At 74.1% G+C, this 24,300-nt stretch carries 21 protein-coding genes; 11 read left to right on the top strand and 10 right to left on the bottom strand.

The features are described from left to right. Positions 1 to 285: 285 nt before the first annotated feature. Together ACF1A1_RS36835 and ACF1A1_RS36830 are read left to right on the top strand one after the other, a co-directional pair. Complete coding sequence (locus ACF1A1_RS36835; protein ID WP_392006196.1) at positions 286 to 1,311, top strand: PP2C family serine/threonine-protein phosphatase; 1,026 nt, start codon at positions 286 to 288, stop codon at positions 1,309 to 1,311. A gap of 1,013 nt (positions 1,312 to 2,324) precedes the next feature. Further along, entirely contained in the window at positions 2,325 to 2,819 is a 495-nt protein-coding gene (locus tag ACF1A1_RS36830; protein ID WP_392006194.1) for an ATP-binding protein, read from the top strand. Positions 2,820 to 2,879: 60 nt separating this feature from the next. Here ACF1A1_RS36830 and ACF1A1_RS36825 read toward each other — a convergent pair whose 3' ends face one another. Both ACF1A1_RS36825 and ACF1A1_RS36820 read right to left on the bottom strand, forming a co-directional pair. Then, a complete protein-coding gene (locus ACF1A1_RS36825; RefSeq protein ID WP_392006192.1) occupies positions 2,880 to 3,926 on the bottom strand; it encodes a DUF2637 domain-containing protein in 1,047 nt (348 codons plus the stop codon). A 325-nt stretch (positions 3,927 to 4,251) separates the two neighbouring features. Then, entirely contained in the window at positions 4,252 to 5,109 is an 858-nt protein-coding gene (locus ACF1A1_RS36820) for a (2Fe-2S)-binding protein (RefSeq protein WP_392006190.1), read from the bottom strand. Between the two features lie 157 nt (positions 5,110 to 5,266). Here ACF1A1_RS36820 and ACF1A1_RS36815 point away from each other — a divergent pair, with 157 nt between their 5' ends. Beyond that, a complete protein-coding gene (locus ACF1A1_RS36815; RefSeq protein ID WP_392006188.1) occupies positions 5,267 to 6,085 on the top strand; it encodes a GntR family transcriptional regulator in 819 nt (272 codons plus the stop codon). A gap of 198 nt (positions 6,086 to 6,283) precedes the next feature. Here the strand turns inward: ACF1A1_RS36815 and ACF1A1_RS36810 are convergent, their stop codons facing one another. Then, positions 6,284 to 7,057, bottom strand: a complete 774-nt coding sequence (locus ACF1A1_RS36810; protein ID WP_392006187.1) for a hypothetical protein — start codon at positions 7,055 to 7,057, stop codon at positions 6,284 to 6,286. 150 nt (positions 7,058 to 7,207) lie between these two features. Next, on the bottom strand, positions 7,208 to 8,872 hold the full coding sequence (locus ACF1A1_RS36805; protein WP_392006185.1) for a PucR family transcriptional regulator: 1,665 nt from the start codon (positions 8,870 to 8,872) through the stop codon (positions 7,208 to 7,210). A 369-nt stretch (positions 8,873 to 9,241) separates the two neighbouring features. On the opposite strand from ACF1A1_RS36805, the gene ACF1A1_RS36800 reads away from it, so the two are divergent. The 5 genes from ACF1A1_RS36800 to ACF1A1_RS36780 all read left to right on the top strand — a co-directional run bounded on the left by ACF1A1_RS36800 (position 9,242) and on the right by ACF1A1_RS36780 (position 16,075). Continuing rightward, positions 9,242 to 10,141 carry an FAD binding domain-containing protein gene (locus ACF1A1_RS36800; RefSeq protein ID WP_392006183.1) on the top strand — a complete coding sequence of 300 codons (900 nt, stop codon included), beginning with the start codon at positions 9,242 to 9,244 and terminating at the stop codon, positions 10,139 to 10,141. Further along, the gene (locus ACF1A1_RS36795) at positions 10,141 to 10,734 is read left to right on the top strand and encodes a (2Fe-2S)-binding protein (protein ID WP_392006182.1); all 594 of its coding nucleotides are present in this window, start codon (positions 10,141 to 10,143) and stop codon (positions 10,732 to 10,734) included. Before ACF1A1_RS36800 ends, ACF1A1_RS36795 begins: the two co-directional genes overlap by 1 nt. A gap of 2 nt (positions 10,735 to 10,736) precedes the next feature. After that, complete coding sequence (locus tag ACF1A1_RS36790; protein WP_392006180.1) at positions 10,737 to 13,121, top strand: xanthine dehydrogenase family protein molybdopterin-binding subunit; 2,385 nt, start codon at positions 10,737 to 10,739, stop codon at positions 13,119 to 13,121. A 210-nt stretch (positions 13,122 to 13,331) separates the two neighbouring features. Then, positions 13,332 to 14,789: an NCS2 family permease gene (locus ACF1A1_RS36785; RefSeq protein ID WP_392006178.1), complete on the top strand. Its 1,458-nt coding sequence runs from the start codon at positions 13,332 to 13,334 to the stop codon at positions 14,787 to 14,789. Positions 14,790 to 14,923: 134 nt separating this feature from the next. Then, the gene (locus ACF1A1_RS36780) at positions 14,924 to 16,075 is read left to right on the top strand and encodes an XdhC family protein (protein ID WP_392006176.1); all 1,152 of its coding nucleotides are present in this window, start codon (positions 14,924 to 14,926) and stop codon (positions 16,073 to 16,075) included. Here ACF1A1_RS36780 and ACF1A1_RS36775 read toward each other — a convergent pair. The 3 genes from ACF1A1_RS36775 to ACF1A1_RS36765 form a co-directional block, all read right to left on the bottom strand. Then, positions 16,027 to 17,325, bottom strand: coding sequence for a lanthionine synthetase LanC family protein (locus ACF1A1_RS36775; protein ID WP_392006174.1), 1,299 nt, complete (start codon positions 17,323 to 17,325; stop codon positions 16,027 to 16,029). The two genes, ACF1A1_RS36780 and ACF1A1_RS36775, sit on opposite strands and share 49 nt — an antisense overlap. Before the next feature lie 69 nt (positions 17,326 to 17,394). Continuing rightward, positions 17,395 to 17,979, bottom strand: coding sequence for a class I SAM-dependent methyltransferase (locus ACF1A1_RS36770; protein ID WP_392006172.1), 585 nt, complete (start codon positions 17,977 to 17,979; stop codon positions 17,395 to 17,397). Beyond that, on the bottom strand, positions 17,976 to 18,416 hold the full coding sequence (locus ACF1A1_RS36765; RefSeq protein WP_392006170.1) for an SRPBCC family protein: 441 nt from the start codon (positions 18,414 to 18,416) through the stop codon (positions 17,976 to 17,978). Before ACF1A1_RS36765 ends, ACF1A1_RS36770 begins: the two co-directional genes overlap by 4 nt. Before the next feature lie 190 nt (positions 18,417 to 18,606). On the opposite strand from ACF1A1_RS36765, the gene ACF1A1_RS36760 reads away from it, so the two are divergent. Both ACF1A1_RS36760 and ACF1A1_RS36755 read left to right on the top strand, forming a co-directional pair. Further along, the gene (locus ACF1A1_RS36760; RefSeq protein WP_392006168.1) at positions 18,607 to 19,605 is read left to right on the top strand and encodes a glycosyltransferase family 2 protein; all 999 of its coding nucleotides are present in this window, start codon (positions 18,607 to 18,609) and stop codon (positions 19,603 to 19,605) included. Further along, a complete protein-coding gene (locus ACF1A1_RS36755) occupies positions 19,602 to 20,189 on the top strand; it encodes a D-glycero-alpha-D-manno-heptose-1,7-bisphosphate 7-phosphatase (protein WP_392006166.1) in 588 nt (195 codons plus the stop codon). The genes ACF1A1_RS36760 and ACF1A1_RS36755 overlap by 4 nt, the downstream gene beginning before the upstream one ends. A gap of 399 nt (positions 20,190 to 20,588) precedes the next feature. Here ACF1A1_RS36755 and ACF1A1_RS36750 read toward each other — a convergent pair whose 3' ends face one another. The 3 genes from ACF1A1_RS36750 to ACF1A1_RS36740 form a co-directional block, all read right to left on the bottom strand. After that, positions 20,589 to 20,891, bottom strand: coding sequence for a DUF3040 domain-containing protein (locus ACF1A1_RS36750; RefSeq protein ID WP_392006164.1), 303 nt, complete (start codon positions 20,889 to 20,891; stop codon positions 20,589 to 20,591). A 163-nt stretch (positions 20,892 to 21,054) separates the two neighbouring features. Further along, positions 21,055 to 22,476, bottom strand: coding sequence for a family 43 glycosylhydrolase (locus tag ACF1A1_RS36745; RefSeq protein WP_392006255.1), 1,422 nt, complete (start codon positions 22,474 to 22,476; stop codon positions 21,055 to 21,057). Between the two features lie 67 nt (positions 22,477 to 22,543). Further along, a complete protein-coding gene (locus ACF1A1_RS36740) occupies positions 22,544 to 22,807 on the bottom strand; it encodes an RICIN domain-containing protein (protein WP_392006162.1) in 264 nt (87 codons plus the stop codon). Between the two features lie 260 nt (positions 22,808 to 23,067). Here ACF1A1_RS36740 and ACF1A1_RS36735 point away from each other — a divergent pair, with 260 nt between their 5' ends. Beyond that, positions 23,068 to 24,174 (top strand): NAD(P)/FAD-dependent oxidoreductase, encoded by a 1,107-nt coding sequence (locus ACF1A1_RS36735; protein ID WP_392006160.1) that lies wholly within the window; start codon positions 23,068 to 23,070, stop codon positions 24,172 to 24,174. Positions 24,175 to 24,300 lie beyond the last annotated feature (126 nt).

The following is a 24,300-nucleotide window of genomic DNA, read 5'->3' as shown; positions in this document are numbered from 1 at the left end:
CCCCGACGTGCCCCCTGGGAACCTCCGCCGGCCACACCGCCCGGCCCCACCACCTTCCTGCCCGAGGGTCCGCAGGGTGGTGCGCAGGGTGCGCGCGTCGGCGATGGCCCGTTCCGCCCCCTCCCCCCGGGCTTCGACGAACGGACGGCGCGCCCAGGCCGGAACCCCGCTCCCGAAGCCCCCGCCGCCAACCCCACGTCCACGGAGGCTGCGCCCGCTCCCGCCGCACCGGCGTCCCCGCCACCCCCACCGCTCCTCGCCCCCACCGCCTCCGCCACCGGCACGGTGACCCCCTTCGGGCAGCCGGCCGCCGCGCCGCCCGCCCCGCGGCACACCGCGCGCCCCACCGCCAAGCCCCACGTCGGCTCCCGGCCGCCCACCTACGACGCCGAGCCCACCGCCCTGCCCCCCGCCGACCCGGACGCACTCGACGATCTGGTCGCCGACACCGTGCTGGACGGCGCCCGGTACGGGGCGTGCGTCCTGCGGGCCGCCTCCGTGCGCGGGGACTCCGCGCGCTACCGCGGCGAGCCGCGCCGCGACTCCCTCCTCACCGCCCGCTTCGGCGCCGGCGAGCAGGCGCTGATCCTGGTCGCGATGGCGACCGGCGCACGGGCCACCCCGGGGGCGCACCGGGCGGCCGCCGAGGTGTGCCGGTGGATCGGGCGGGCCGTGGGCCGCAGTCACGTCCGGCTCGCCGAGGACATCAGGGCCGCGCGGCGCGGCGACCTGAAGTCGGGCCTGCACCGCCTCACCGACCGCAGCCTCGGCCGGCTCCGCGCCGGCGCCGCCGAACAGGGCCTCGAACCCGAGGAGTACGCGGCCACCCTGCGCTGTCTCCTGCTGCCCGCCGACCCCGCCTGCCGGACGCGTGTCTTCTTCGGCGTCGGCCCCGGCGGACTGTTCCGGCTGAGGGACGGCGCGTGGCAGGACATCGAACCGAAGGCCGGCGAGGTCGCCGGCGAGCCGGTCGTCGGGTTCGGCTCCCCGCCCGCCGAGACGCCCGAGGGCGACCGCCTCACCATGGACCTCGGGATTCCGACCCCGCCGACCCCGTACGAACCGTCCCCCGGGCCGGCCCGCGAACCCTTCCGTTTCCGGGCCTCCGTCGCCCGGCCGGGTGACACGCTCCTGATGTGCACCGACGGCCTCGCCGAGCCCCTGCGCGGCGAGCCCGAACTGCCCGCCCACCTGACGGAGCGGTGGTCGAAGAGCGCCCCGCCCGGTCTGGCCGCCTTCCTCGCCGACGTCCAGGTCCGGGTCAAGGGGTACGCGGACGACCGTACGGCCGCCGCCGTGTGGGAGGCGTGACGGCGTTCGGCGTGAATGCGTCGGCCCGGACGGCGGCGGCCGGCTCGCCTCCGGGCCGCGCGGGTACTGCCTCGGCGCCGACTGCCTGAAGCGGCCGGCGGCCTGGGAGGCGGAGGAGCACGCGGACGGCCTCCTGCACGCGCGGAACGCGTGCACCATCGGCCCCAAGGGGAGCAAGGGAAGCGAGGGGAACGAGCGGATTCGGCCAACTTGGTCGCCGCGCGGCGCCGCGGCAGGGCGGCCCGGCACACGACGGAGGTCCGAGGCGCGCGGGCTCCGGTTGCGGCGGGCCCTCCGCCACCGGACCCCGCGCACGCATCGCCTCCTCCGGCACTTCGGCAGCCGGTACCCCCGCGACGCCTCTTCCTCCTCACCTCTTCCTCGGGTACGGCCAAGTCGGCAGGGGCGTATCGGCGCGGCGGCCGAGCCCGGCGGTCGCCCCGTCGTCCGGGTGCGTAGGTTCGAAAGCGTGCAGGACGGCCGGATCGGTGGTCGTGGGAAGAGCGGATGCGCCGGCTCACCTCCCTGCGCGGGGGCGGCGACCGTCAGGTGCTGGTCGCGCGGGTGCACGCCCGTACGACGGCCGCCCGCGCCGTCGTAAGGCAGCGCCTCCCCTCCGGGGCGCGCCCACTCCTCGGGGTCCCGGCCTCCCCTCGGAGCCAACCCGTCGACCAGGGCTTTCCCGCGCCCCGAGCCGGTTCTGAAGGGCTCGTGGGCGGCCGGGAGGGCCTGGATCACCGGCACCGGCTCGTCGGACACGTGCCCAGCGGACGGGGCCCGGCAGTTGTGCCGAGTCCGGCGGCCGGTCGTCCCGCACGGCACGCTCGCCGGCGGCTCGGGCGGCGGCGTCGGCCTGTCACGTGCCCCTGGAAAGCCCCCGTGGCCCGCTCGGACATGGCCGAACACCTGGTCGTCAACGAGTGGACATGACTGGCCCGGTGCCCACGGGGCAAGCATCCCCGTGAACGTGTTCGAGCAGGAGGGGAACCGACATCGGCACGCGGGCGGGGGTCATGAAGAGGCAGGCACGAGGCAGCGGTTCGACCGTGATCGCGGGTACCTCGGCGAGGCGGACAGCGCAGGACAAGGCCGACGGCGACGACGCCGGGCAGACGCGGGCGCAGGCGTCCCAGCTGCGGCGCAGACTCGGGCGGGCGGACCTGCGGGCCGTCCCCGAGACGCGCCGGGCGCTGCGCGAGATGCTGCGGCAGTGGGGGAAACCCGGACGATCGGACATCGCGGAACTGCTCACCAGCGAGCTCGTCACCAACGCGCTCGTCCACACCGATCACGACGCGGTCCTGACGGCCACCGTGGGGCCGGCCGGTCTGCGGGTCGAGGTGCGGGACTTCGTCTCCCGCCGCCCGCAGCCGCGCATGCCGAAGGCCGACGACGGCACGCACGGCCGGGGCCTGATCCTGGTGCAGTCCCTCGCGGACGCGTGGGGGGTCCGGGCGCACGGGGTCGGGAAGGCGGTGTGGTTCGAGCTGGGCGCGGAGGCGGCGTGAACCCACGGGAAGGGGGCGCGACCCCATGGGTCGCGCCCCCTTCCCGTGATCGCGTACCGGTCAGCCGAACTGCTGCTCCAGGTCCTTGAGCTTGCGCTCCAGGGAGTCCAGGCGCGGCAGGGCCATCGTGTCGTCCTCCGCGGTGAGGTCGACGGTGATCGGGTCAGAACTCTGGCGTACGGGCTGCAGGGAGGGCCGCGAAGGCACGGGCAGCTGCTCCGGCGCGCTTGCTATGGCAGGCTCCGCGGAGACTCGCTCGCCGGCCCGCTCCAGGGCCGCCTGTCCCTCCAGCTGACGGCCGCCGCGGCCCGGGAAACCGCGGTGCCCCCGGCTGATCGCCTTCAGCTGCGCCCGCTCCACGCGCTGCTGGTCGCGGCGGTGACGGCGCGCCTGCTCCTTCTGGCGCTTGTCCTCGCGGACCTCCTCGACGGCCTCGTCCAGGCTGCGCACGCCCTCCAGGAGCATCAGCGACCACGCCTTGTAGGTCTCGCGGGGGGCCCGCAGCCAGCGCACGACGCGGATCTGCGGCAGCGGGCGCGGCACCAGGCCCTGCTCGCGCAGCGCGGCCCGGCGGGTCTGCTTCAGCGCCCGGTCGAAGAGCACGGCCGCCGAGAGCGACATGCCGGCGAAGAAGTGGGGGGCACCGTCGTGACCCAGGCCCCGGGGCGCGTGGACCCAGTTGAACCAGGCCGCGGCGCCCGCGAACGTCCACACGAGTATCCGGGAGCCGAGCGCCGCGTCACCGTGGCTGGCCTCGCGCACCGCGAGGACCGAGCAGAACATCGCGGCACCGTCCAGGCCGAACGGCACCAGGTATTCCCAGCCGCCGGACAGGTTCAGGTTCTGCCGGCCGAAGCCGACCAGGCCGTGGAAGGAGAGCGCGGCGGCGACCGCCGCGCAGCAGAACAGCAGCACATAGGAGGCGGTGCCGTACAGGGCCTCCTTGCGCCTGCGGCGCTCCTCGCTGCGCTCCCACGAGTCGTCCGCGCTCGCGTTCTCCCCGGAGGAGCGCTTTCCGCGCGCGAGCACCGCCACCGCCGCCAGCATGCCCAGGAGCAGTACGGCGCCCGGAAGCAGCCAGTTCAGCGATATGTCGGTCAGTCTCATCTGGGGTCCCTTGCATTGGGATAGGGCGTAACGCCCGCCATAGTGGCCCAATCCCGCCGGCCCTCAGGGGGTTTCGGGGCAAGAGGCCGCCAAGGAGGTGCAAGGGAATGCCCAGGGCGACGTTCTGCTCGAACTGCCGCTTGAGGGGCGGGAGTTGAGTTCGAATAAGACTACCCGTACCGGTGGTTCCACGGAAAGTTCCCGTGGCTGGTGAGGAAATCGTGAAACGCCTGTGACCATGCGGGAGTCTCGTGCGGGTGATCCTACGGGACGCGGGAGAGGGCAACGGTCCGGGGTGCCCCGCCGAAGCCGGTCCGATGGTCCCTCAACTCGCCGCGGCCGCGGCGAGCTTGGTGACGCGGTCCGCGTCGCAGGTGCGCGGGCAGGTGGCGCAGGTGTCCTCGGGGCGCACCGTGTAGAACATGCAGCAGCTCGCCCGGTCCCGGGTGGGCAGCGACTCGCCGTCCGGTCCGGTCAGCTCGCGGAAGGCCGCCGAGCCGACGTACGGCCGGGTCGCGCCCGGCAGCAGCAGCTCCAGCTCGCGCCGTGCCCGCCCCTGCTCGCCCTCGCCGAGCAGGTGGGCGATGTACCAGAGCCCCTCCACCACCTCGTCCGTGACCATGCCCCACAGGGCGCGCCCGCGCCGCCGCGTCCGGGGCGCGAAGCCGGCCAGGACCGGCTCGTGGTGCTCGGCGATCGCGGCCCGCACCTCCGCCCGCAGCGCCTCCTCGTCCGCGACCACCCGGGCGCCGGGCAGCGCCGCCGCGGGATCGCCCGGCAGACAGGCGAAGGAGGCGGGCGCGCGGACGGCCATCCGCATGCCGTCGCCGGTGCGGTCGTACGAGACATGCGTCACGGGGAAGCGGGGCACCCGGCGGTGCAGGAACCAGGGGACGGTGATCAGCAGGCAGGCGGGCCAGGCGTACCGGTGCAGTCCGAAGCTCGCGACGACGTCGGGGCGGGCCCGCTGTCCGTAGTCCCGGACCACCTGGGCGTCGTCCCAGGCGAGGAAGGCCTCCAGGGCCGCTCCGCCCTGCGCGAGCTCGGCCGCCGCGACCCAGCCGCCGCCCCCGGGTTCCGGCTCGCCGGCCTCCAGTTCCCTGACGGTGAGGCCCGGAAAGACCTCCGCGAGGCGGGCGTAGGCGTCCGCCACGGCCGACGGGGCCGAGGGGCGTACGGGCACGGGGACCACCCTTCACGAGCGATTAAGAGGTAAGGCTTACCTTACTCAATATGCCCGGGATTTGAACTGGCGGCCCATACGCCTAAGGTGCTTGACGGACGAGTAACAACCCGCCGTAATGACCCCAAGTGCCGACACGTCCCGAGGAGGACCCCCCGTGGAGCAGAGCGCGCAGGGCTTTGCCGGGACGGGGATCCCCGAAGGACACGCGAACGAGGTCAGGGTGCCGGCGCAGCCGCGCGCGGCGGAGCGCGGGCGGGGCCCGGCCGGCTCCGGCGGGGACGCGCGGGTACCCGGCGCCGTCCGCGGGGAGCACACGCACAGCGAGGTGTCCCTGCCCCGGCCCCGCCACGTCGTGCGGCGGGCCTCCGTGCGCGGCCAGATCCTCGACGCCCTGCGCACCGCCCTGGTGACCGGGGACCTCGCCCCCGGCGAGGTGTACTCGGCGCCGGTCCTCGGCGAACGCTTCGGGGTGTCCGCGACGCCGGTCCGCGAGGCGATGCAGCAGCTCGCGCTGGAGGGCGCCGTCGAGGTCGTGCCCAACCGGGGCTTCCGGGTGATCGTGCGCGGCGCCCGCGAGCTGGCCGAGCTGGCCGAGGTGCGCGCGCTCATCGAGGTCCCCGTGATGCTCCGGCTCGCCCGGACGGTCCCCGCCGAACGGTGGGCGGACCTGCGCCCCCTCGCCGAGGCGACCGTCCGCGCCGCGACCTCCGGCTGCCGCGCCACGTACGCCGAGTCCGACCGCGTCTTCCACCGCGCGGTCCTGGGCCTGTGCGGCAACGAACAGCTGGTCGGCGTCGCGGAGGACCTCCACCGCCGCTCGCAGTGGCCGCTGGTGGGCGGGCCGGTGACCCGGGGGCGGGCGGACCTGGTCGCCGACGCCGCCGAACACCTGGCGCTGCTGGAGGCGTTGACGGCGGGTGACCTGGACGTGGTGCAGGCGCTGGTGCGGGAGCATTTCGCGGGCGCGGGCTGACCGGACGGCCGGCGGCCGGCCTCGACGGGGGCGGTCGCTCACGAGCGGGTCGTCTCCCGAACGGGCGTCACCGGTGCCTGTGCCGACGCGCCGAGAGCTCCTCGGACGGGGCCGCCGGTGAGCGGGAAGCGGGCGCCGAGGCAGCCGTCCGGATGCACACCGGACGGGAGTTGATCCCGCCCGGCGTGCCACGACGTCCTACGCCGAGGCGGCCGGCGGGGCCAGCTGCCGGTCCAGCCACGTCGGTACGCCCCCGAGGAGACGGAACAGCCGCCGAGCCTCCTCCCGCAGCCGCGACGCCTCCGGCTCGGCCTCCGCGTCCGCCAGCGACGCCAGAGCCGGAGCCGTCCCCACGAGATAGCCCAGCTCCTCCCGGATCCGCAGCGACTCGGCGAAGCCGTGCCGGGCCTCGGCCACCTCGCCGTCGCGCAGGGCGAGGCCCGCGAGATGGCGCCAGGTGAAGGAGAGCAGCAGGGCGTCGGAGTGGGCCGCCGCAGCCGTGTGGGCGCGTCGGTAGGCGGCGCGGGCGGCCTGCGGGGAACGCGTGATGTTCTCCGCGAGCAGGCCGCGGCGGAAGTCCAGCAGGGCCCGGCCCGGCGCCTCCGGGTGGATCAGCGCGGCCGCCCGCCCGAGCGCGGCCCGCGCCTCGTCGACCCGGTCGCGCACCCCGTGCACCGTCGCCGCGTACGCCAGGTGACCGCGTTCACAAGCGGCGGCACCCCGCTCCTCGTCGGTGTGCGCCAGCGCCTCCGCCGTGCGCAGCGCGTCCTCCGCGTCCTGCCAGCCCTGCTCGGTGTACAGGCACCGCTCCACGAACAGCGCGGCCCGCTGGATCGAGCCCGCCGCGGTGTCCGGCGGGAGCAGGGCAGCGGCGTCGGCCCAGCAGGCCCGCGAGCGCAGCCGCCATACCGCGGTCTGGAGGGGATCGTCACCAGCGGTCGTTCCGTTACCAGACATGGCGGGATGCGCCACGTTGCCCTCCTCGAGCGCGCCGTCGAGCTTTGAGTTGGTGGCGGCATCTCAGCACGGATCACGGCGCCGGGCCAAGGGGGCGGGTGAAGGATTTCACAAAGTCGTGGGACTCCCCGGCCTCCGGGGTTTCGGCCCACGACCGCCGATCCGTCAGCTCATCCGCAGCGCCAGGAAGAAGTCCAGCTTGTCCTCCAGCCGCGACAGGTCACGGCTCGTCAACTGCTCGATGCGGCCGACCCGGTAGCGCAGCGTGTTGACGTGCAGGTGGAGCCGGGACGCGCACCGGGTCCACGAGCCGTCGCAGTCCAGGAACGCCTCCAGGGTCGGGATCAGCTCGGCGCGATGGCGGCGGTCGTAGTCGCGCAGCGGGTCCAGGAGCCGGGCGGTGAAGGCGCGGCGGACGTCGTCCGGGACGAACGGCAGCAGCAGCACGTGCGAGGCCAGCTCCTGGTGGCCCGCCGCGCACACCAGGCCGGGGCGGGCCGCCGCGACCCGGCGCGCATGCCGGGCCTCCTCCAGGGCGCCCCGCAGTCCCTCCGCCGAGTGCACCGCAGCGCTCACCCCCAGCGTGACCCGGCCGTCGCCGTCCAGGCCCGCCGACAGCGGCTCCCGTACGGAGGCGAGGAGGGCGTCGGCGAGGACGCCGGACTCCGAGCCGTCGTGTTCGGTGGAGACGGCCGGGAGCGGCACGAGGGCGATGGCCTCGTCGCCGGTGTGGGCGACGGCGATGCGGTCGGAGGGCTCGGGGCCGGTGGCGCGCGGGTCGACCAGGATCTCCTCCAGCAGCGCCTGGGCGACCGGTCCGCCCTCCACCTCACCGCCCTCCCACTCGGCGCGCGCCACGACCACCTGCCAGTGCGGGGCGGCCCCCAGGCCCGGCAGCAGCACCGGCGCCGCCACCCGCAGCCGCGCCGCGATCTCGGCGGGCGCCGCGCCCGTCTGCACCAGCTCCAGCACCTCCTGCGCGAGCCGCCTGCGCACCGTGCGCGCCGCGTCCCGGCGGTCCCGCTCGACCGCGATGAGCTGGGTGACGCCCTGGAGCAGGTCGAGGCGCTCCTCCGCCCAGTCACCGGCGTCCGCCTCGACGGCCAGCAGCCAGTCCGACAGCACCGTCTCGCGCACGTCCCGCGCGGAGCGGCCGCCGGAGCGGACCGGGAACAGCGAGTACGTCGTCTGGCCCACGATCACCCGGTGCGGGCCGCGGCGGCCGGTGCGGACGGCCGTCAGGTGCTCCGCCGCGAGCTTCGCGCACACCTCGGACGACGGCCCGGGGCCCGCCACCTTGGGGCCCGCGATGAGCCGCCCGGTGGGGGAGAGGACCCAGGCGCGCAGGTCGAGGTCGGAGCCGAGCAGGTCCAGCACCACGTCGGGGCCGCCGCCCGCCGGGCCCGAGGTCATCATCCGCCGGTGCCGGTCGACGACGGCCGCGAGGTCCCCGGCCCGCTCGCCGGACACCTGCCGTACGACGTGCTCGGTGATCGTCGCGAACGCCACCGACTCGTGCACCGCGAACAGCGGCAGCCGGTGCCGGGCGCAGGCGACGACCAGGTCCTCCGGCACATCGCCGAGCTCGGCCTCACCGGCGGCGAGCGCGGCCACGCCGGCCTGCACCAGGATCCGTACGAACGGCTCGGAGTCCGCGGCGTCCCGGCGCCAGGCCAGTCCCGTCAGCACCAGCTCGCCCCCGGAGAGGTAGCGGCTCGGGTCCCGCAGGTCGGTGGTCATCACACCCCGGACGGTGCGGTCCAGCTCGTCCTCGCCGCCGAGCAGCCGCAGGCCCAGCGCGTCGGTGTCCAGCAGTGCGCGCAGCCGCATTCTCGTCGCCGCCGTTCTCTGTCTCGAAATCTACGATGAAGCGTGAGGGCCCACCGGGTGCGCGGACCGACGCCGACGGGCTCGCGGCCCGTGGGGGCGCCCTCCTGAGCCGCGTTCTCCTGTTGCGGGGCTGTTTCCCGCGTTTCCACGGGAAAACCGGGAGGTTACCCAGGACCTCCGTTCATACGAATCTACAAGATGCCCGCATCGACCAGCCAACTCCTTCATGGTTTCGGTGACTGACCCCGTCGGAGTACGCCGCTGTGTACTGGCTGCGATCCGCGTGAACAGCACTTGAACGAGCCGGGCCCGCCGCACCCGAATCTGGCTCGATCCGAACGACTCACGAGACGAAGAAGAGAGCCGGTCATGGACTTCCTTCGCCCCGCCAGCTGGGAGGAGGCGCTCGCCGCGAAGGCCGCGCATCCCACCGCTGTGCCGATTGCGGGTGGTACCGACGTGATGGTCGAGATCAACTTCGACCACCGGCGGCCCGAGTACCTCCTCGACCTCAACCGCGTCGGCGACCTCTACGAGTGGGAGGTCGGCGAGGAGAGCGTGCGGCTCGGTGCCTCCGTCCCCTACACGAAGATCATGGAGAACCTGCGGGCCGAACTGCCGGGGCTGGCCCTCGCCTCCCACACCGTGGCCTCCCCGCAGATCCGCAACCGCGGCGGCGTCGGCGGCAACCTCGGCACCGCCTCCCCGGCCGGCGACGCCCACCCCGCCCTCCTCGCGGCCGGCGCCGAGGTCGAGGCCGAGTCGGTGCGCGGCTCCCGCCGTATCCCGATCGACGCGTTCTACACCGGCGTGAAGCGCAACGCGCTCGCCGCCGACGAGCTGATCCGGGCCGTCCACATCAAGAAGGCCGACGGACCCCAGCAGTACTCCAAGGTCGGCACCCGCAACGCCATGGTCATCGCCGTGTGCGCCTTCGGGCTGGCCCTGCACCCCGGGACCCGCACGGTCCGCACCGGCATCGGCTCGGCCGCCCCCACCCCCGTGCGGGCGAAGACCGCGGAGGAGTTCCTGAACGCGGCGCTCGACGAGGGCGGCTTCTGGGACAACGGCAAGATCATCACTCCGTCGGTCGCCAAGCGGTTCGCCGACCTGTGCGCCGCCGCCTGCAACCCGATCGACGACGTCCGCGGCACCGCGAGCTACCGCAGGCACGCGGTCGGCGTCATGGCCCGCCGCACGCTGACCTGGACCTGGGAGTCGTACCGCGGCACCGACCGCGCCTCGCGTCAGAAGGGGAGTGCTGCGTGATGCGTGTCAACTTCACCGTCAACGGACGTCCGCAGGAAGCCGACGACGTGTGGGAGGGCGAGTCCCTGCTGTACGTGCTGCGCGAGCGGCTCGGCCTGCCCGGCTCCAAGAACGCCTGCGAGCAGGGCGAGTGCGGCTCCTGCACGGTCCGTCTCGACGGCGTCCCGGTGTGTTCCTGCCTGGTCGCCGCCGGCCAGGTGGAGGGCCGTGAGGTCGTCACCGTGGAAGGCCTGGCGGACTACGCCAAGCAGCGCGCCGAGCACGGCGGCTGCGCCTCCGGCGGGTGCGGATCCGGGGGGACCTCGATCGACGAGGCCCGGCGGTGGCAGGCCGGGGGCACCGACTCCCACACCGGTGAGGGCACCGCACTCTCCCCGGTCCAGCAGGCCTTCATCGACGCCGGCGCCGTCCAGTGCGGCTTCTGCACGCCCGGCCTCCTCGTCGCGGCCGACGAGATGCTGGAGCGCAACCCGAACCCGTCCGACGCGGACATCCGCGAGGCGCTCTCGGGCAACCTGTGCCGCTGCACCGGCTACGAGAAGATCATGGACGCGGTCCGCCTCGCGGCCGCCCGGCAGCAAGAGGCGGTCTGACGATGCCCACCAACGGCGCTCCCACCAAGATCACCCAGGGCTCGCAGACCAAGGGCGGCATCGGCGAGTCCACGCTCCGGCCCGACGGCATCCTCAAGGTCACCGGCGAGTTCGCGTACTCCTCCGACATGTGGCACGAGGACATGCTCTGGGGCCAGATCCTGCGTTCCACCGTCGCCCACGCCGAGATCGTCTCCCTCGACACGTCCGAGGCGCTCGCCACGCCCGGCGTGTACGCCGTGCTGACGTACGACGACCTGCCGACCGAGGTGAGGAACTACGGCCTGGAGATCCAGGACACCCCGGTCCTCGCCCACGGCAGGGTCCGCCACCACGGCGAGCCGGTCGCGATCGTCGCCGCCGACCACCCGGAGACCGCCCGCCGCGCCGCCGCGAAGATCAAGGTGGAGTACCGCGAGCTGCCCGTCATCACCGACGAGGCCTCCGCGACCGCCCCCGACGCGATCCTGATCCACGAGAACCGCGACGACCACCACATCGGCCACGTGCCGCACCCGAACATCGTGCACCGCCAGCCGATCGTCCGCGGCGACGCCGACGAGGCGGCGAAGAGGGCCGACGTCATCGTCCGGGGCGAGTACACCTTCGGCATGCAGGACCAGGCCTTCCTCGGCCCCGAGTCCGGTCTCGCCGTGCCGGAGGAGGACGGCGGCGTCCACCTCTACATCGCCACCCAGTGGCTCCACTCCGACCTGCGCCAGATCGCCCCCGTCCTCGGCCTGCCCGAGGAGAAGGTGCGGATGACGCTGGCCGGCGTCGGCGGCGCGTTCGGCGGGCGCGAGGACCTGTCGATGCAGATCCACGCCTGCCTGCTGGCGCTGCGCACGGGCAAGCCCGTCAAGATCGTCTACAACCGCTTCGAGTCCTTCTTCGGGCACGTCCACCGCCACCCGGCCAAGCTGTACTACGAGCACGGGGCGACGAAGGACGGCAGGCTCACGCACGTCAAGTGCCGCATCGTCCTCGACGGCGGCGCGTACGCCTCCGCCTCCCCCGCGGTCGTCGGCAACGCCTCCTCGCTCGGCATCGGCCCCTACCGGGTCGACGACGTCGAGATCGAGGCCATCGCCCTCTACACCAACAACCCGCCCTGCGGCGCCATGCGCGGCTTCGGCGCGGTCCAGGCGTGCTTCGCCTACGAGGCGCAGATGGACAAGGTGGCCGGCCGACTGGGCATGGACCCGGTGGAGTTCCGGCAGCTGAACGCCATGGAGCAGGGCACCCTGATGCCGACGGGCCAGCCCGTCGACTCCCCGGCCCCCGTCGCCGAACTCCTGCGCCGCGTCAAGGCGATGCCGATGCCGCCGGAGCGCCAGTGGGAGAGCAGCGAGGGCGCGGACGTACGGCAGCTGCCCGGCGGTCTGTCCAACACCACGCACGGCGAAGGCGTCGTCCGCGGGGTCGGCTACGCGGTCGGCATCAAGAACGTCGGCTTCTCCGAGGGCTTCGACGACTACTCGACCGCCAGGGTGCGCATGGAGGTCGTCGCGGGCGAACCCGTCGCCACCGTGCACACGGCGATGGCGGAGGTCGGCCAGGGCGGGGTCACCGTCCACGCGCAGATCGCCCGCACCGAGCTGGGCGTCGCCCGGGTGACGATCCACCCGGCAGACACGGGGGTGGGCAGCGCCGGTTCCACGTCCGCCTCACGGCAGACGTACGTCACCGGTGGCGCCGTGAAGAACGCCTGCGAACTGGTGCGGGAGAAGGTGCTGGAGATCGGGCGCCGGAAGTTCGGCTCGTACCACCCCGCCTGGGCCACCGCCGAACTGCTCCTGGAGGGCGGCAAGGTCGTCACCGACGGCGGCGAGGTCCTCGCCGGCCTGGTGGACGTCCTCGGCGACGAGGCCGTCGAGGTCGAGCAGGAGTGGCGGCACCGGCCGACCGAGCCCTTCGACCTGCGCACCGGCCAGGGCAACGGCCACGTCCAGTACTCCTTCGCCGCCCACCGGGCCGTCGTCGAGGTCGACACCGAGCTGGGCATGGTGAAGGTCGTCGAGCTGGCCTGCGCCCAGGACGTCGGCAAGGCGCTCAACCCGCTGTCCGTCCTCGGCCAGATCCAGGGCGGCACCACCCAGGGACTGGGCATCGCGGTGATGGAGGAGATCGTCGTCGACCCGAAGACCGCGAAGGTGCGCAACCCCTCCTTCACCGACTACCTGATCCCCACCATCCTCGACACGCCGACCATCCCGGTCGACGTCCTCGAACTCGCCGACGACCACGCCCCGTACGGGCTGCGCGGCATCGGCGAGGCCCCCACGCTGTCGTCGACTCCGGCGGTCCTCGCGGCGATCCGCGACGCGACGGGGCTGGAACTCGACCGCACACCGGTACGTCCCGAACACCTGACGGGAACCGTGTGACGCCGGCCGCCGTCGCCCGCACCCGTGCCGCAGAACGGCACGGGTGAGCGCGACGGCACCCGGCGCCCGGCAACCGTCCACCGGCGGTCACCCCGGCGCCGTCCCCCTTGTTCGTCTCGGGCCGTCCCCCGGGTCGTGCACCTCCCCAAAACCCGCCGGTCGCCGCAGGCGGCCCGCGGGTGTCCCTATGAACCTTGGGAGCAGGCCCCCATGACCCAGCAGTCACTGGAGCCGAGGACCACAGCCGACGACGCGGGCGAAGGCACCCGCGTCCCGGCCGGCAGGTCCTGGCCCGACCGGTACTTCCACATATCCCACCGGGGATCCACGGTCGCGCGTGAAGTGCGCGGCGGCGTCACCACCTTCATGGCGATGGCGTACATCCTGCTGCTCAACCCCCTGATCCTGTCCGGCAAGGACGCGGCGGGGGACACGCTCGGCCGGCAGGCCCTGATCACCGCGACCGCGTTCGCGGCGGCCCTCACCACCCTGCTGATGGGCTTCTTCGGCAAGGCGCCGCTCGCCCTGGCCGCCGGCCTCTCCGTCTCCGGCGTCCTGGCCTCCCAGGTCGCCCCGCAGATGACCTGGCCGCAGGCGATGGGCATGTGCGTGATGTACGGCGTGGTCATCATGCTGCTCGTGGTCACCGGCCTGCGCGAGATGATCATGAACGCGATCCCGCTCGCGCTCAAGCACGCGATCACCATGGGCATCGGCCTGTTCGTCGCCCTGATCGGCTTCTACAAGGCCGGCTTCGTGCACCAGGGGAAGGCGACCCCCGTGTCGCTCGGCCCGACGGGCGAGCTGGCCGGCTGGCCGGTGCTGCTCTTCGCCGTCACCCTCCTCGCCATCTTCATGCTGCAGGCGCGCGGCGTCCCCGGCGCGATCCTGATCGGCATCGTCGGCGGCACCGTCCTCGCGGTGCTCCTCAGCGCACTGGACGTCATCGCCCCGAAGCAGTGGGCGAGCGGCGCCCCCGAACTGCACGGCAGCGCCGTCTCGATGCCCGACTTCTCGCTCTTCGGGAAGGTCGAGTTCGGCGGCTGGGGCGAGGTCGGCGCCATGACCGTCGGCATGATCGTGTTCACCCTCGTCCTCGCCGGGTTCTTCGACGCGATGGCCACCATCATCGGCGTCGGCACCGAGGCGAAACTCGCCGACGAGCAGGGCCGCATGCCGGGCCTGTCCCGGGCGCTGTTCATCGACGGCGCGGGCGGCGCGATCGGCGGCGTCTCCGGCGCCTCCGGCCAGACGGTGTTCGTCGAGTCGGCGACCGGCGTGGGCGAGGGAGCCCGTACCGGACTCTCCTCCGTCGTCACCGGTCTCTTCTTCGCGGCCTGTCTGTTCCTCACCCCGCTGACGGCGATCGTGCCGGGCGAGGTGGCCGCCGCGGCCCTGGTGGTCATCGGCGCCATGATGATGATGAACGCCCGGCACGTCGACTGGGCCGACCGGGCCACCGCGATCCCGGTCTTCCTGACCGTCGTGATCATGCCGTTCACGTACTCCATCACGGCGGGCGTCGCGGCCGGCGTCATCAGCTACGCCGCCATCAGGGCCGCCCAGGGCAGGGCGCGGGAGATCGGCGCCTTCATGTGGGGCCTGACCGTGATCTTCCTGCTCTACTTCGCCCTCAACCCCGTCGAGAGCTGGCTGGGCGTGCACTAGAGGCCGTGTCTTCCGGATCAGCCCGGGGCCGCGGTCGGCCGGGCACCGCAGCCCCGAGTCGGGCTGATCCGTAAGACGGGACCCAGCCCTTCCCGCGAACACCCTCCACACGACCGCAGTAAGGAGACCGAGAGATGCTGGAGATCGCCGAGGAGCTGAACCGGTGGGTCGAGCAGGGCCGTGACTTCGCCGTGGCCACCGTGGTGGCCGTCGGCGGCAGCGCCCCACGCCGGCCCGGGGCCGCCCTCGCGGTGGACGCCGACGGCACGGCGATCGGCTCGGTCTCCGGCGGCTGTGTGGAGGGCGCCGTCTACGAACTGTGCCAACAGGCCCTCGAGCACGGCGAGTCGGTCGTGGAGCGCTTCGGCTACAGCGACGACGACGCCTTCGCGGTCGGCCTGACCTGCGGCGGCGTCATCGACATCCTCGTCACACCGGTCCGCGCCGGGGACCCGGTCCGCCCGGTGGCCGCCGCCGCGCTGGCGGCCGCCGCCCGCAAGGAGGCCGCGGCGACGGCCCGGATCGTCGCCGGACCACCGGAACTCCTCGGCCGCGCCCTGCTCGTCCGCCCCGACGGCTCCCACGACGGCGGCTTCGGCGCCCACCCCGAACTGGACCGCACGGTCGCCGCCGAGGCCCGCGCCTTCCTGGACGCCGGCCGCACCGGCACCCTCCGGATCGGCGAACAGGGCTCCCCCTGCGGGGCCCCGCTCACCGTGCTCGTCGAGTCCTCCGTGCCGCCGCCCCGGATGATCGTCTTCGGCGCGATCGACTTCGCGTCGGCGCTGGTGCGGATCGGCACGTTCCTCGGGTATCGCGTGACCGTGTGCGACGCCCGCCCGGTGTTCGCGACGCGGGCCCGCTTCCCGGAGGCCGACGAGATCGTCGTCGAGTGGCCGCACCGCTACCTCGAGCACACCGACGTGGACGGCAGGACCGTCCTGTGCGTCCTCACCCACGACGCCAAGTTCGACGTCCCCCTGCTCCGGCTCGCCCTGCGCCTGCCGGTCGCCTACGTCGGCGCCATGGGCTCGCGCCGCACCCACCTCGACCGCACCGAGCGGCTGCGCGCGGTCGGCGTCACCGAGCTGGAGCTGGCACGGCTGCGCTCACCCATCGGCCTCGACCTGGGCGCCCGTACACCCGAGGAGACCGCGCTGTCGATCGCCGCGGAGATCGTGGCCGGCCGGCGGGGCGGCAGCGGCGTGCCGCTGACCGGCGCGCACACCCCGATCCATCACGACGTGACGTCGGTGCCGGCCGGGAGGATCGGGTCGGTGGCCTGAGGCGGGAGCGTGAGCCGGCGGACCACCGGCTGGTCCGGCCAGGCGAACGCGTAGTGCGGATCCCCCGACTCGCTCAGCCGGACGAAGCGCAGCAGTTCGCGCACGATGCCCGCGTTCCCCATCGCCCAGCCGGTGCGCGGTTCGAGCGTGCCGGGAGTGGCCCGGTGCTCGACGTTCGACCAGCGTGCCCCGTCGGCGTCCCGGGTCGCGCGGGCGACGAGGTCCTCGACCAGCACCCCGGCGAAGTCCGGGGAGTCGCCCTGCTCGGCCATCCGGTCGCAGGCCAGCGCCAGGACGCCCGCCGTGCCGCAGCAGCGGGCGTTGTTGTCCCAGAAACCGGGCCGCAGCCGGCGCGGCAGACCGGAGTGCGTCACGGTGTGCCAGCAGCGGTCGGCGAGAGCCTGCCACGCGGGCTCGGCCAGGACGTTCCGCAGCAGCCGGAAGACCTGGGCGTCACCGGCCGGGCCGTGACACCAGCCGTAGCTGTACCGCTCGACCAGCTCGGGGACGTGCTGCGGGTCGGAGTGGGGCACCAGGAAGCCGTACGGTCCCGCCTCGTCGCGGGCCACGACGTCCGCGGCCCCGGCCCGCGCCAGGTCCACCAGGTCCGTCCGGCCGGTGGCCGCGCCGACGGCGGCCAGCCCGTACACGATGCCGAGCGTGCCGTGCGAGACGTGGTGCAGCCGCGCCCGCACACCGGGCCGGTGCGCCCACTGCACGCCCGCCGCGGTCGCCTCGGCCGTGCGCGCGTAGGGCTCCAGCGCGAGCACGGCCAGCTCGGGGTCGCCGAGCGCGAGCGCGCCGAGACCGATGCCCGCGTTGCCGCCCATCAGCTCGAACAGCTCGCCCCAGCGCGTCCCGTCGAAGCGTGACCGCACCCGCGCCAGGGCCCGGCCGGCGGCGGCCCCGGCGGCGCCGTCGCCCAGTTCGCGGTGGACGGCCCGCAGCACGAGCGCCATACCGGTGCGGCCGAAGTACAGCGAGTCGTCCCCGCACTCCTCGACGGCGACCACCAGGCTCCGTGCCGCGCGCAGGGCGGCGTCGCCGTAGGCGTCGTCCCCGAAGTGCCGGCGCGCCTCCAGCAGCACCGGCACGATCCCGGCGGTGCCGTCGTAGAGCATCGGTGCGAGCGTGGCGTCCGAGGGACGGGAGGGCCAGCCGAGGCCGCCGTCCCCCGTCTCCCGCGCGACCCCCAGCAGCCAGCGCAGACCGTCCACCGCGAGCGCTTCGACCTCGTCCACCGCCGTCATGCGACCACCCCCGTCCTGCGTCCACCCTGGCACGCGGTACGGCACCTGCCCAGGGGGCCGGTCCGGGGGTCAGTCGCGCAGCACGAAGCAGCGCGGTCCGCCCGGCTCCAGGTCGTAGAAGTGGCCCCGGCTCCAGCGGTCCGTCACCGTCGCCACGTCGTCGGGAGTGAGGCCGATGGAGCGGCGCTCCGCGGGCAGCCGTCCGGTGAGCGGCGTCGTCACCAGCCACACCCCACCGGGCGCCAGCAGCGTACGGACCAGTTCCGCGACGGCCGCCTTGTCGGGCAGGAAGGCCAGCACCAGCCGCATCGTCACCAGGTCGAAGGAGCGCGCCGGCAGGGTCGCGGCCTCGGCGGCGTCCGTGATGTCCAGCCGGCGGACGCGCAGGCGCGGTGCGAGGCCGGTGTACCGGTCGCGGGTCGCGGCCACCGCCGCGTCGGCCCAGTCCACGGCGAGGGTGTGACAGCCGAGCCCGGCGAGTGCGGCGGCGTACCCGCCGAGCCCGCAGCCGACGTCCAGGGCGCGGGTGCCCGGCCCCGGCCGTACGGCGTCGGCGAGCAGCCGCAGTTCGTGCTCGTCGGCGCTCCGGAAGCCGTGGCCCGCGGCGAAGTGCTCCTCCCAGTGCCGCCGTCCGGTCGGGCCGGTGCGGGTCACGGGCGGCGCAGCAGACGGTTGGCCGCCCGCCCGAACATCCGCCGGGCCGTGGCCCGCAGCAGGGGATCGAACAGGGACGGCAGGGGCCGCAGCCGCAGCTCCTCGCGCCACACCACCCGGGCCCGCCCGCCCGGCCCGGGCCGCACCTCGATCTCCGCCCAGCCCCGGACCGTCCGGCCGCGTTTCTCCAGCCGGCACAGACCCGGCTCGTCCTCGCCCGGAGGGCACCAGACGGTGACTTCCATCCGGTCGTCGACGGCGAGCGGTCCGATCCCGGAGCGGGCCACGAACACCGTGCCCTCGCGGGTCGGCCCGGGCGTGACCACGGTGACGCGGGTCAGCGGGACCACGTCGCCGTGCCGGGTCCACTCGGTGAGCCGGCGCCAGGCCTCGTCGAGGGCCAGTGGTGCCGTGCGTTCGAACTGGAAGGTGACCACGGGAAGATCGTAGGGATTCCGGGCGTCCGGGCGGCACGATCTCCGACGGCTCACACTCTTGGCTCAGCCGGCGGCGAGCGGTGGACCTTCCCCGGCTCGGCCTTCCCCGTGTTTGAGGCAGCCGTCAGCTGGCACCCGAATGGTCCGGACGTCGCCCACCCGCCGCACCCGGGCGGAGGAAGGCGCGCGCATGACCGCCTACACCGTCGTGATCCCGACCCTCGTACGGGACTCGCTCGCCGACTGCCTCGGCGCGCTCGCCGCCGCCAAGGGGCCGAAGCCGGCCGGCATCGTCCTCGTCGACGACCGGTCGGACCCCGAGCCCTGCCCCCTGGAGCACCCGTTGAGCGTCCTCGGCGACCTGCGCGAGCGCACCACCGTCCTGCGCGGCGGCGGCCGGGGACCCGCCGCCGCCCGTAACGCCGGGCTGCGCGCGGCCGCCGCGCCCTGGGTCGCCTTCCTCGACGACGACGTCCAGGTCGGACCCCACTGGGGCGAGCAGCTCGCCGAGGACCTGGCGGACGCCACCCCCGACACCGCGGGCGTGCAGGGCGTGCCGACCGTACCCCTGCCGGACGGGCGCCGCCCCACCGACTGGGAGCGCGCCACCGCCGGCCTCGCACGGGCCCGCTGGATCACCGCCGACATGGCCTACCGCGCCGAGGCGCTCAAGCAGGTCGGCGGTTTCGACGAACGCTTGCGGCACGTCTTCCGCGAGGACACCGACCTCGCGCTGCGCCTGCTCGACGCGGGGTGGCGCATCCGACAGGGCCGGCGCACCTCCCGCCACCCGGTCCCGCCCGCCGACCGCTGGGCGTCCCTGCGCGCCGAGCGCGGCAACGCCGACGACGCCCTCATGCGGCGGCTGCACGGACCGGGCTGGCAGCACCGGGCGTTCGCCCCGCGCGGCCGGATCCGCGCCCACGTCGCGACGACCGCGGCGGGCCTGGCCGCCGGCACGCTCGCCGCGGCCGGCCACCGGCGGGCCGCCACGGCCGCCGCGCTCGGCTGGGCGCTGGGCACCGGCGAGTTGGCGTGGGCGCGCATCGCGCCCGGGCCGCGCACCCGCCAGGAGGTGACGACCCTGCTCGCCACCAGCGTCCTCATCCCGCCCGCGGCCACCTGGTACCGGCTGAACGGCACCTGGCGACACCGGCACGCGGCCCCCTGGCAGGAGGTGGCCCCGTGAACCGCGTCCGCGTCGTGCTCCTCGACCGCGACGGAGTCCTCGTCGAGGACGTCCCCGACAACGCCGACCCCGGCCGGGTCCGCCCCGCCCCCGGCGCGCGCGAGGCGCTCGCGCTGCTGCGGGCGCGCGGCGTGCGCACCGGCGTCCTCACCCACCAGCCGGGCGTCGCCCGCGGACTGCTGTCCCAGGCCGACCTGCGGCGCGTCGACGAACGGATCGACGACCTCCTCGGCCCCTTCGACGTCTGGGCGGTCTGCCCGCACGACCCCGACGACGGCTGCCACTGCCGCGCACCGGCGCCCGGACTGGTGCTGTGGGCGGCGGGGCGGGTGTGCACGCCGCCCGGGCGGATCGCCGTGGTCGGCGCGACCGGGAACACCGTCGAGGCCGCGCGCCGGGCCGGCGCCCACGGCATCCTCGTCCCCACCCCGGCGACCCGCCCGCAGGAGACGGCCGCCGCCGAGCACGTGGCCACCGACCTGCTCACCGCGGTGCGCGGGCTGCTGGCCGGGCCGCCGAGGCAGCACGTGCTGGCGGACGAGCGGGCGATCACGGCGGCCTACCGATCGGCTGAACGGCCCTGAGCGCGAAGAAGGGCGGCCGGTGAGCGCACGAAGAAGGGCGGCCGGAGGCGGGACGAACTCACACGAAGACGAACGCGGCACGAACGCAGCGGGGCCGCCCCGAAGAACCGGGCGGCCCCGCTGAAGGGGTTGGGGACTGAGGGGACTGAAGGGCACGGGCGGGCCGTACGGCACTCCCCGTCACACTCCGCGTCACGCGTTCTCCGGACGCTCCCCCTTCGGCCCCCGCCCCCGCTCCGTGCGCGGGCCCCGGCTCCGCCGCTGGGGATCGTTCCGCAGGTCCTCGTTGGCGGCCGCGTTGGCGTCCCGGTCGGAGATACCGGACCGTTCGGCCTCCTTGCGGCGAAGGGGCACACCGGGCGCCGGGACGTGCGGGCTCCCGGTCGTCCGGGCGCCCGGTCAGGGCTCCGTCCAGCGGCACAGCAGCCGGAACGCCGCGTACAGCGTCAGGGGCCAGACCGCGGCGAACGCCCAGATCACGGCCGGTGCCGAGGTGATGATGCCGGCCACCATCAGGGCGACGGACACGGCGAGCAGCAGCGCGACGGCCAGCGGGTGGGGGGTGCAGGACGCCAGGCGGGAGAGACCGGGGCGCCATCGCAGGGTGCGCAGCCGCCGGTCGAGGCGGCGGTCGCGGCGCAGCGCGCGTTCCATCTCCGCCAGGACGCGCCGCTCGTCATCGGAAAGCCGGCCTGTCGTCACTGTCTCTCCTCGTCTCTCCTCGCCGGGCCGACACGGACGCCGCCCGAGTGCCCGGGCGTCCGGCGGAATAACAGCGCGACAACGACGCGTCCCCGGCCGGCGGGTTCGCCGACCGGGGACGCACCGGATCCCGTGGGTCAGGAGGGACGCTCCGGGGGACGCGTCACTGGGCGTAGTACGTCGCGTCCGCCCGGTCCGTCGCCGTGCTCAACGCCTGCACGTACAGCAGGTACTCGTAGTGCCGGATGTAACGGCCCGCGTAGTTGTACGACTCGTAGGAGATCCCCGCCGAGTCGGCGAGCCCGGCCCGCTTGTAGAACGTGGCGTCGGAGGCGAACTGCGCCGTGCCGTCGTTCTTCTCCAGCCACACCTCGAAGTTCTTGTGCCGCAGGTAGTAGCCGGGGAAGTTGGCCGACTCCAGCGACACCGTGCCGCTGCCGGCCAGGCCGGGCACCACCCGGAACTGCGAGTCCGCGAGCGGGCTCACGTTCGCCTCCACCCGGGCGCGGTACTCCCAGTGGCGGATGAAACGGTCGGCGACGTTGTACGAGGAGAAGCGCTGCGGGGTGACCCCGTCGGCGACCGGGATGCCGAAGTCGGGCGTTCCGTCGGCCTTCCAGTACACCTTCTGCACGCGGGTGCGGCGGTTGGGGTCGTTCAGCGGGTCGCCGGTGATGTTCTTGTAGCTGCGGTCGTGGTACACGAGGATGTCGGACTTGCCGTCCTCGGAGACGGTGAAGGAGTTGTGGCCGGGACCGTACTGCGAGGTCGCGTCACTGGACTTGAACACCGGCTGCGCACCCTTCGACCAGGACGCCGGGTTCGTCAGGTCGGCGCTCGCGGACGCGGTCAGCATGCCCAGGCAGTAGTTGGCGTCCGTCGCGCTCGCCGAATAGGTCATGAAGACCTTGCCGCCGCGCTGGATGACGGCCGGCCCCTCGTTGACCTTGTAGCCGATCGTCTCCCAGGACAGCGTGGGCTGGGAGATTTCCGCCGGAGTCCCGGTGATGGTCCAGGGGTTGGCCATCTTCGCGATGAAGAGGCTGGTGTTGTTGTTCTCGGCCGGGTTGCGCTGCGCCCAGGAGAGGTAGCGCACGCCGTTCACGACGAAGGTGGTGGCGTCGAGGGAGAAGGTCTCCCACGTGGTCTTGATCTGGCCCTTCTCGGCCCAGGTCGCGGTGAGCGGGTTGCTGCCGGTGCCCTCCAGGACGTACATGCGGATCGCCCACACGTCGTTGGTGGCGCCGGCCGCGAAGTACACGTACCACTTGCCGTCGATGAAGTGGATCTCCGGCGCCCAGATGTGGGCGCCCATGACCCCGCTGGTGTGCTTGGTCCAGATGGTGACCTCCGGGGCCGTCGACAGGCCCTGGATGGTGGTCGCCCGGCGCAGCACGATGCGGTCGTACTCGGGGACGGTCGCGGTGAAGTAGTAGTAGCCGTCGGTGTGTTTGAAGATGTGCGGGTCGGCCCGCTTCTCGGCGACGGGGTTGGTGTACGTCACGGCGGGGGAGTCGGGTACGGCGGCCTGGGCGGGGGAGCCCACGCCGGTGAGCACGGTGGCGAGGGCGACGAGCACGGCCATGAGCAGCCGGACGGCGTTGCGTCTCAAGGGAGTTCTCCAGTCGGTGGAAGGCGGTGCGGGAGGGGGATCACGTCGTGGGCACGAGCCGCCACCGCCGGCAGGCGTTGTTCAGCCAGGTCCACTGCCGTACGTCCACGCCGTCGGCGGTGCCGCCGCCCGCGAGGTCCGGGCCCTTGCCGCTGTCGCGGGTGACGAGGTGGTACGACGTCGGGGTCGTCGCCGTCTCCCAGGACGGGCCGCGGAGGGTCGTGCCGAGGGCGACCGGGGTGCCGGGGTTCGGGGCGCCGGCGGCGTTCCGGGCGCCGGGGCGCGGGGGTGACACCCGAGGCATACAGCACCTCCCTTGTCCGGGGTTTCGAACACGGTTCGTAACTTCGGCCAGAACATAGGGGGCGCACATGCCCCCGTCAATGGTTTGGACAGAGGCTCCCCCGGGGCCGGTGGGGCAGCTTCGGTGGCCCACGCTTCACAGAACGCACACACAAGGCCATCGGCGCTTTAAAATTCAAGCGCTACGCTCGTCGCCAGTCGAGTGGCCGGAGGCGCCCAGGTGCCCCGGCGCTCGCTTCCCCCACACTCACAGGAGACGGCGTGCGCGACGGCGACGTAGTGGTGATCGGCGGTGGCTACGCGGGCGTCCGTCTCGCGAAACGGCTGGACGCGACGGCGCGGGTCACGCTGGTGGACCGCAAGGAGATCTTCTTCCACCGCATCGCCTCCCTGCGCGCCGGCGTGCGCCCGGAGTGGACGGCGACCCCCTTCATCCCGTACGACCGGCTGCTGCGACACGGCCGGGTGGTCACCGGCAAGGCCGTCCGCATCGACACGGGCGAGCGGCAGGTGGTGCTGGCCACGGGGGAGCGGCTGCCGTACGACGTGCTCGTGATCGCCACCGGCGCCGACTACCCCGAACCGGCCCGCTTCGTCGGCACCACCACCGAGGAGGCGGTCAAGTCGTTCGCCGAGCACCAGCGCAACGTGAGCGCCGCCGGGCACGTCCTGGTCGTCGGCGGGGGACCCTCCGGCGTCGAGCTGAGCGCCGAGATCCGCCTGGCCCGGCCGGACGCCCGGGTCACGCTCGCCCACTCGGGGCCCGCGCTGCTCCACGCGACGGGCAGCGCGCGGGCCGGCCGCAAGGCCCAGGCCTGGCTGGAGTCCCACGACGTCGAGGTGCGGCTCGACTCGTTCATGTCCCCCGGCCACGACTTCGGCACCTACCGCGACGCCCGCGGCAACGTCGTCGAGGCCGACCTCTCCTTCTGGGCGACGGGCACCACCCCCAACACACTCTGGCTGCGCCTGGCCGGGCACGGCGACTGGCTCAACCCGTCCGGGCACGTCAAGGTCGACCGGACCCTGCGGGTCGAGGGGCGGCTGGACGTGTTCGCGGTCGGCGACGTCAACGACGCCACCGAACTCAAGATCACTCCCGCCGCGCTCGCCCAGGCGGACCTCGCCGCGTGGAACATCCGCGCCTACCTCAACAGCGCCGGCCGGCACCGCAAGGAACCCCGCCTCTACCGGCCCGTCCACCGGACCCCGCTGATCGTGCCCTTCGGCGCGGCCGACGGACTGACCATGCTGCCCGTCCCGGGCGGTGAGACCGCCGTCCTCGGCAGCCGCACCTCGGTCCTGGCCAAGGCGAAGACCCTGATGACGCCGTACATGAGGCGCCAGCTCGGGTACACCGCGACCTGAGCCCGGCAAGCACCGGAGACACCCGACGCCTGCCGCACGGTCCCGTCGCCCCCTGCCGCGGCCCGGCTCCCGCCCCGGCCGCCGACGACGCCCTCGCGTCGTCCGCCGTGTCGGTGGGGTCGCTCG

Source organism: Streptomyces sp. NPDC014995, from assembly GCF_043080745.1.
Lineage (GTDB): Bacteria > Actinomycetota > Actinomycetes > Streptomycetales > Streptomycetaceae > Streptomyces.
Note: the sequence above shows the minus strand (reverse complement) of the source record. Positions and strands in the feature narration are given on the sequence as shown.

What these genes read in the sequence shown, in the direction of transcription:
- ACF1A1_RS36830 (WP_392006194.1), top strand. Translation starts at nt 2,325, where the DNA reads ATGAAGAGGCAGGCACGAGGCAGCGGTTCGACCGTGATCGCGGGTACC.
- ACF1A1_RS36825 (WP_392006192.1), bottom strand. Translation starts at nt 3,926, where the DNA reads ATGAGACTGACCGACATATCGCTGAACTGGCTGCTTCCGGGCGCCGTA.
- ACF1A1_RS36805 (WP_392006185.1), bottom strand. Translation starts at nt 8,872, where the DNA reads ATGCGGCTGCGCGCACTGCTGGACACCGACGCGCTGGGCCTGCGGCTG.
- ACF1A1_RS36800 (WP_392006183.1), top strand. Translation starts at nt 9,242, where the DNA reads ATGGACTTCCTTCGCCCCGCCAGCTGGGAGGAGGCGCTCGCCGCGAAG.
- ACF1A1_RS36795 (WP_392006182.1), top strand. Translation starts at nt 10,141, where the DNA reads ATGCGTGTCAACTTCACCGTCAACGGACGTCCGCAGGAAGCCGACGAC.
- ACF1A1_RS36790 (WP_392006180.1), top strand. Translation starts at nt 10,737, where the DNA reads ATGCCCACCAACGGCGCTCCCACCAAGATCACCCAGGGCTCGCAGACC.
- ACF1A1_RS36785 (WP_392006178.1), top strand. Translation starts at nt 13,332, where the DNA reads ATGACCCAGCAGTCACTGGAGCCGAGGACCACAGCCGACGACGCGGGC.
- ACF1A1_RS36780 (WP_392006176.1), top strand. Translation starts at nt 14,924, where the DNA reads ATGCTGGAGATCGCCGAGGAGCTGAACCGGTGGGTCGAGCAGGGCCGT.
- ACF1A1_RS36775 (WP_392006174.1), bottom strand. Translation starts at nt 17,325, where the DNA reads ATGACGGCGGTGGACGAGGTCGAAGCGCTCGCGGTGGACGGTCTGCGC.
- ACF1A1_RS36760 (WP_392006168.1), top strand. Translation starts at nt 18,607, where the DNA reads ATGACCGCCTACACCGTCGTGATCCCGACCCTCGTACGGGACTCGCTC.
- ACF1A1_RS36745 (WP_392006255.1), bottom strand. Translation starts at nt 22,476, where the DNA reads ATGGCCGTGCTCGTCGCCCTCGCCACCGTGCTCACCGGCGTGGGCTCC.
- ACF1A1_RS36740 (WP_392006162.1), bottom strand. Translation starts at nt 22,807, where the DNA reads ATGCCTCGGGTGTCACCCCCGCGCCCCGGCGCCCGGAACGCCGCCGGC.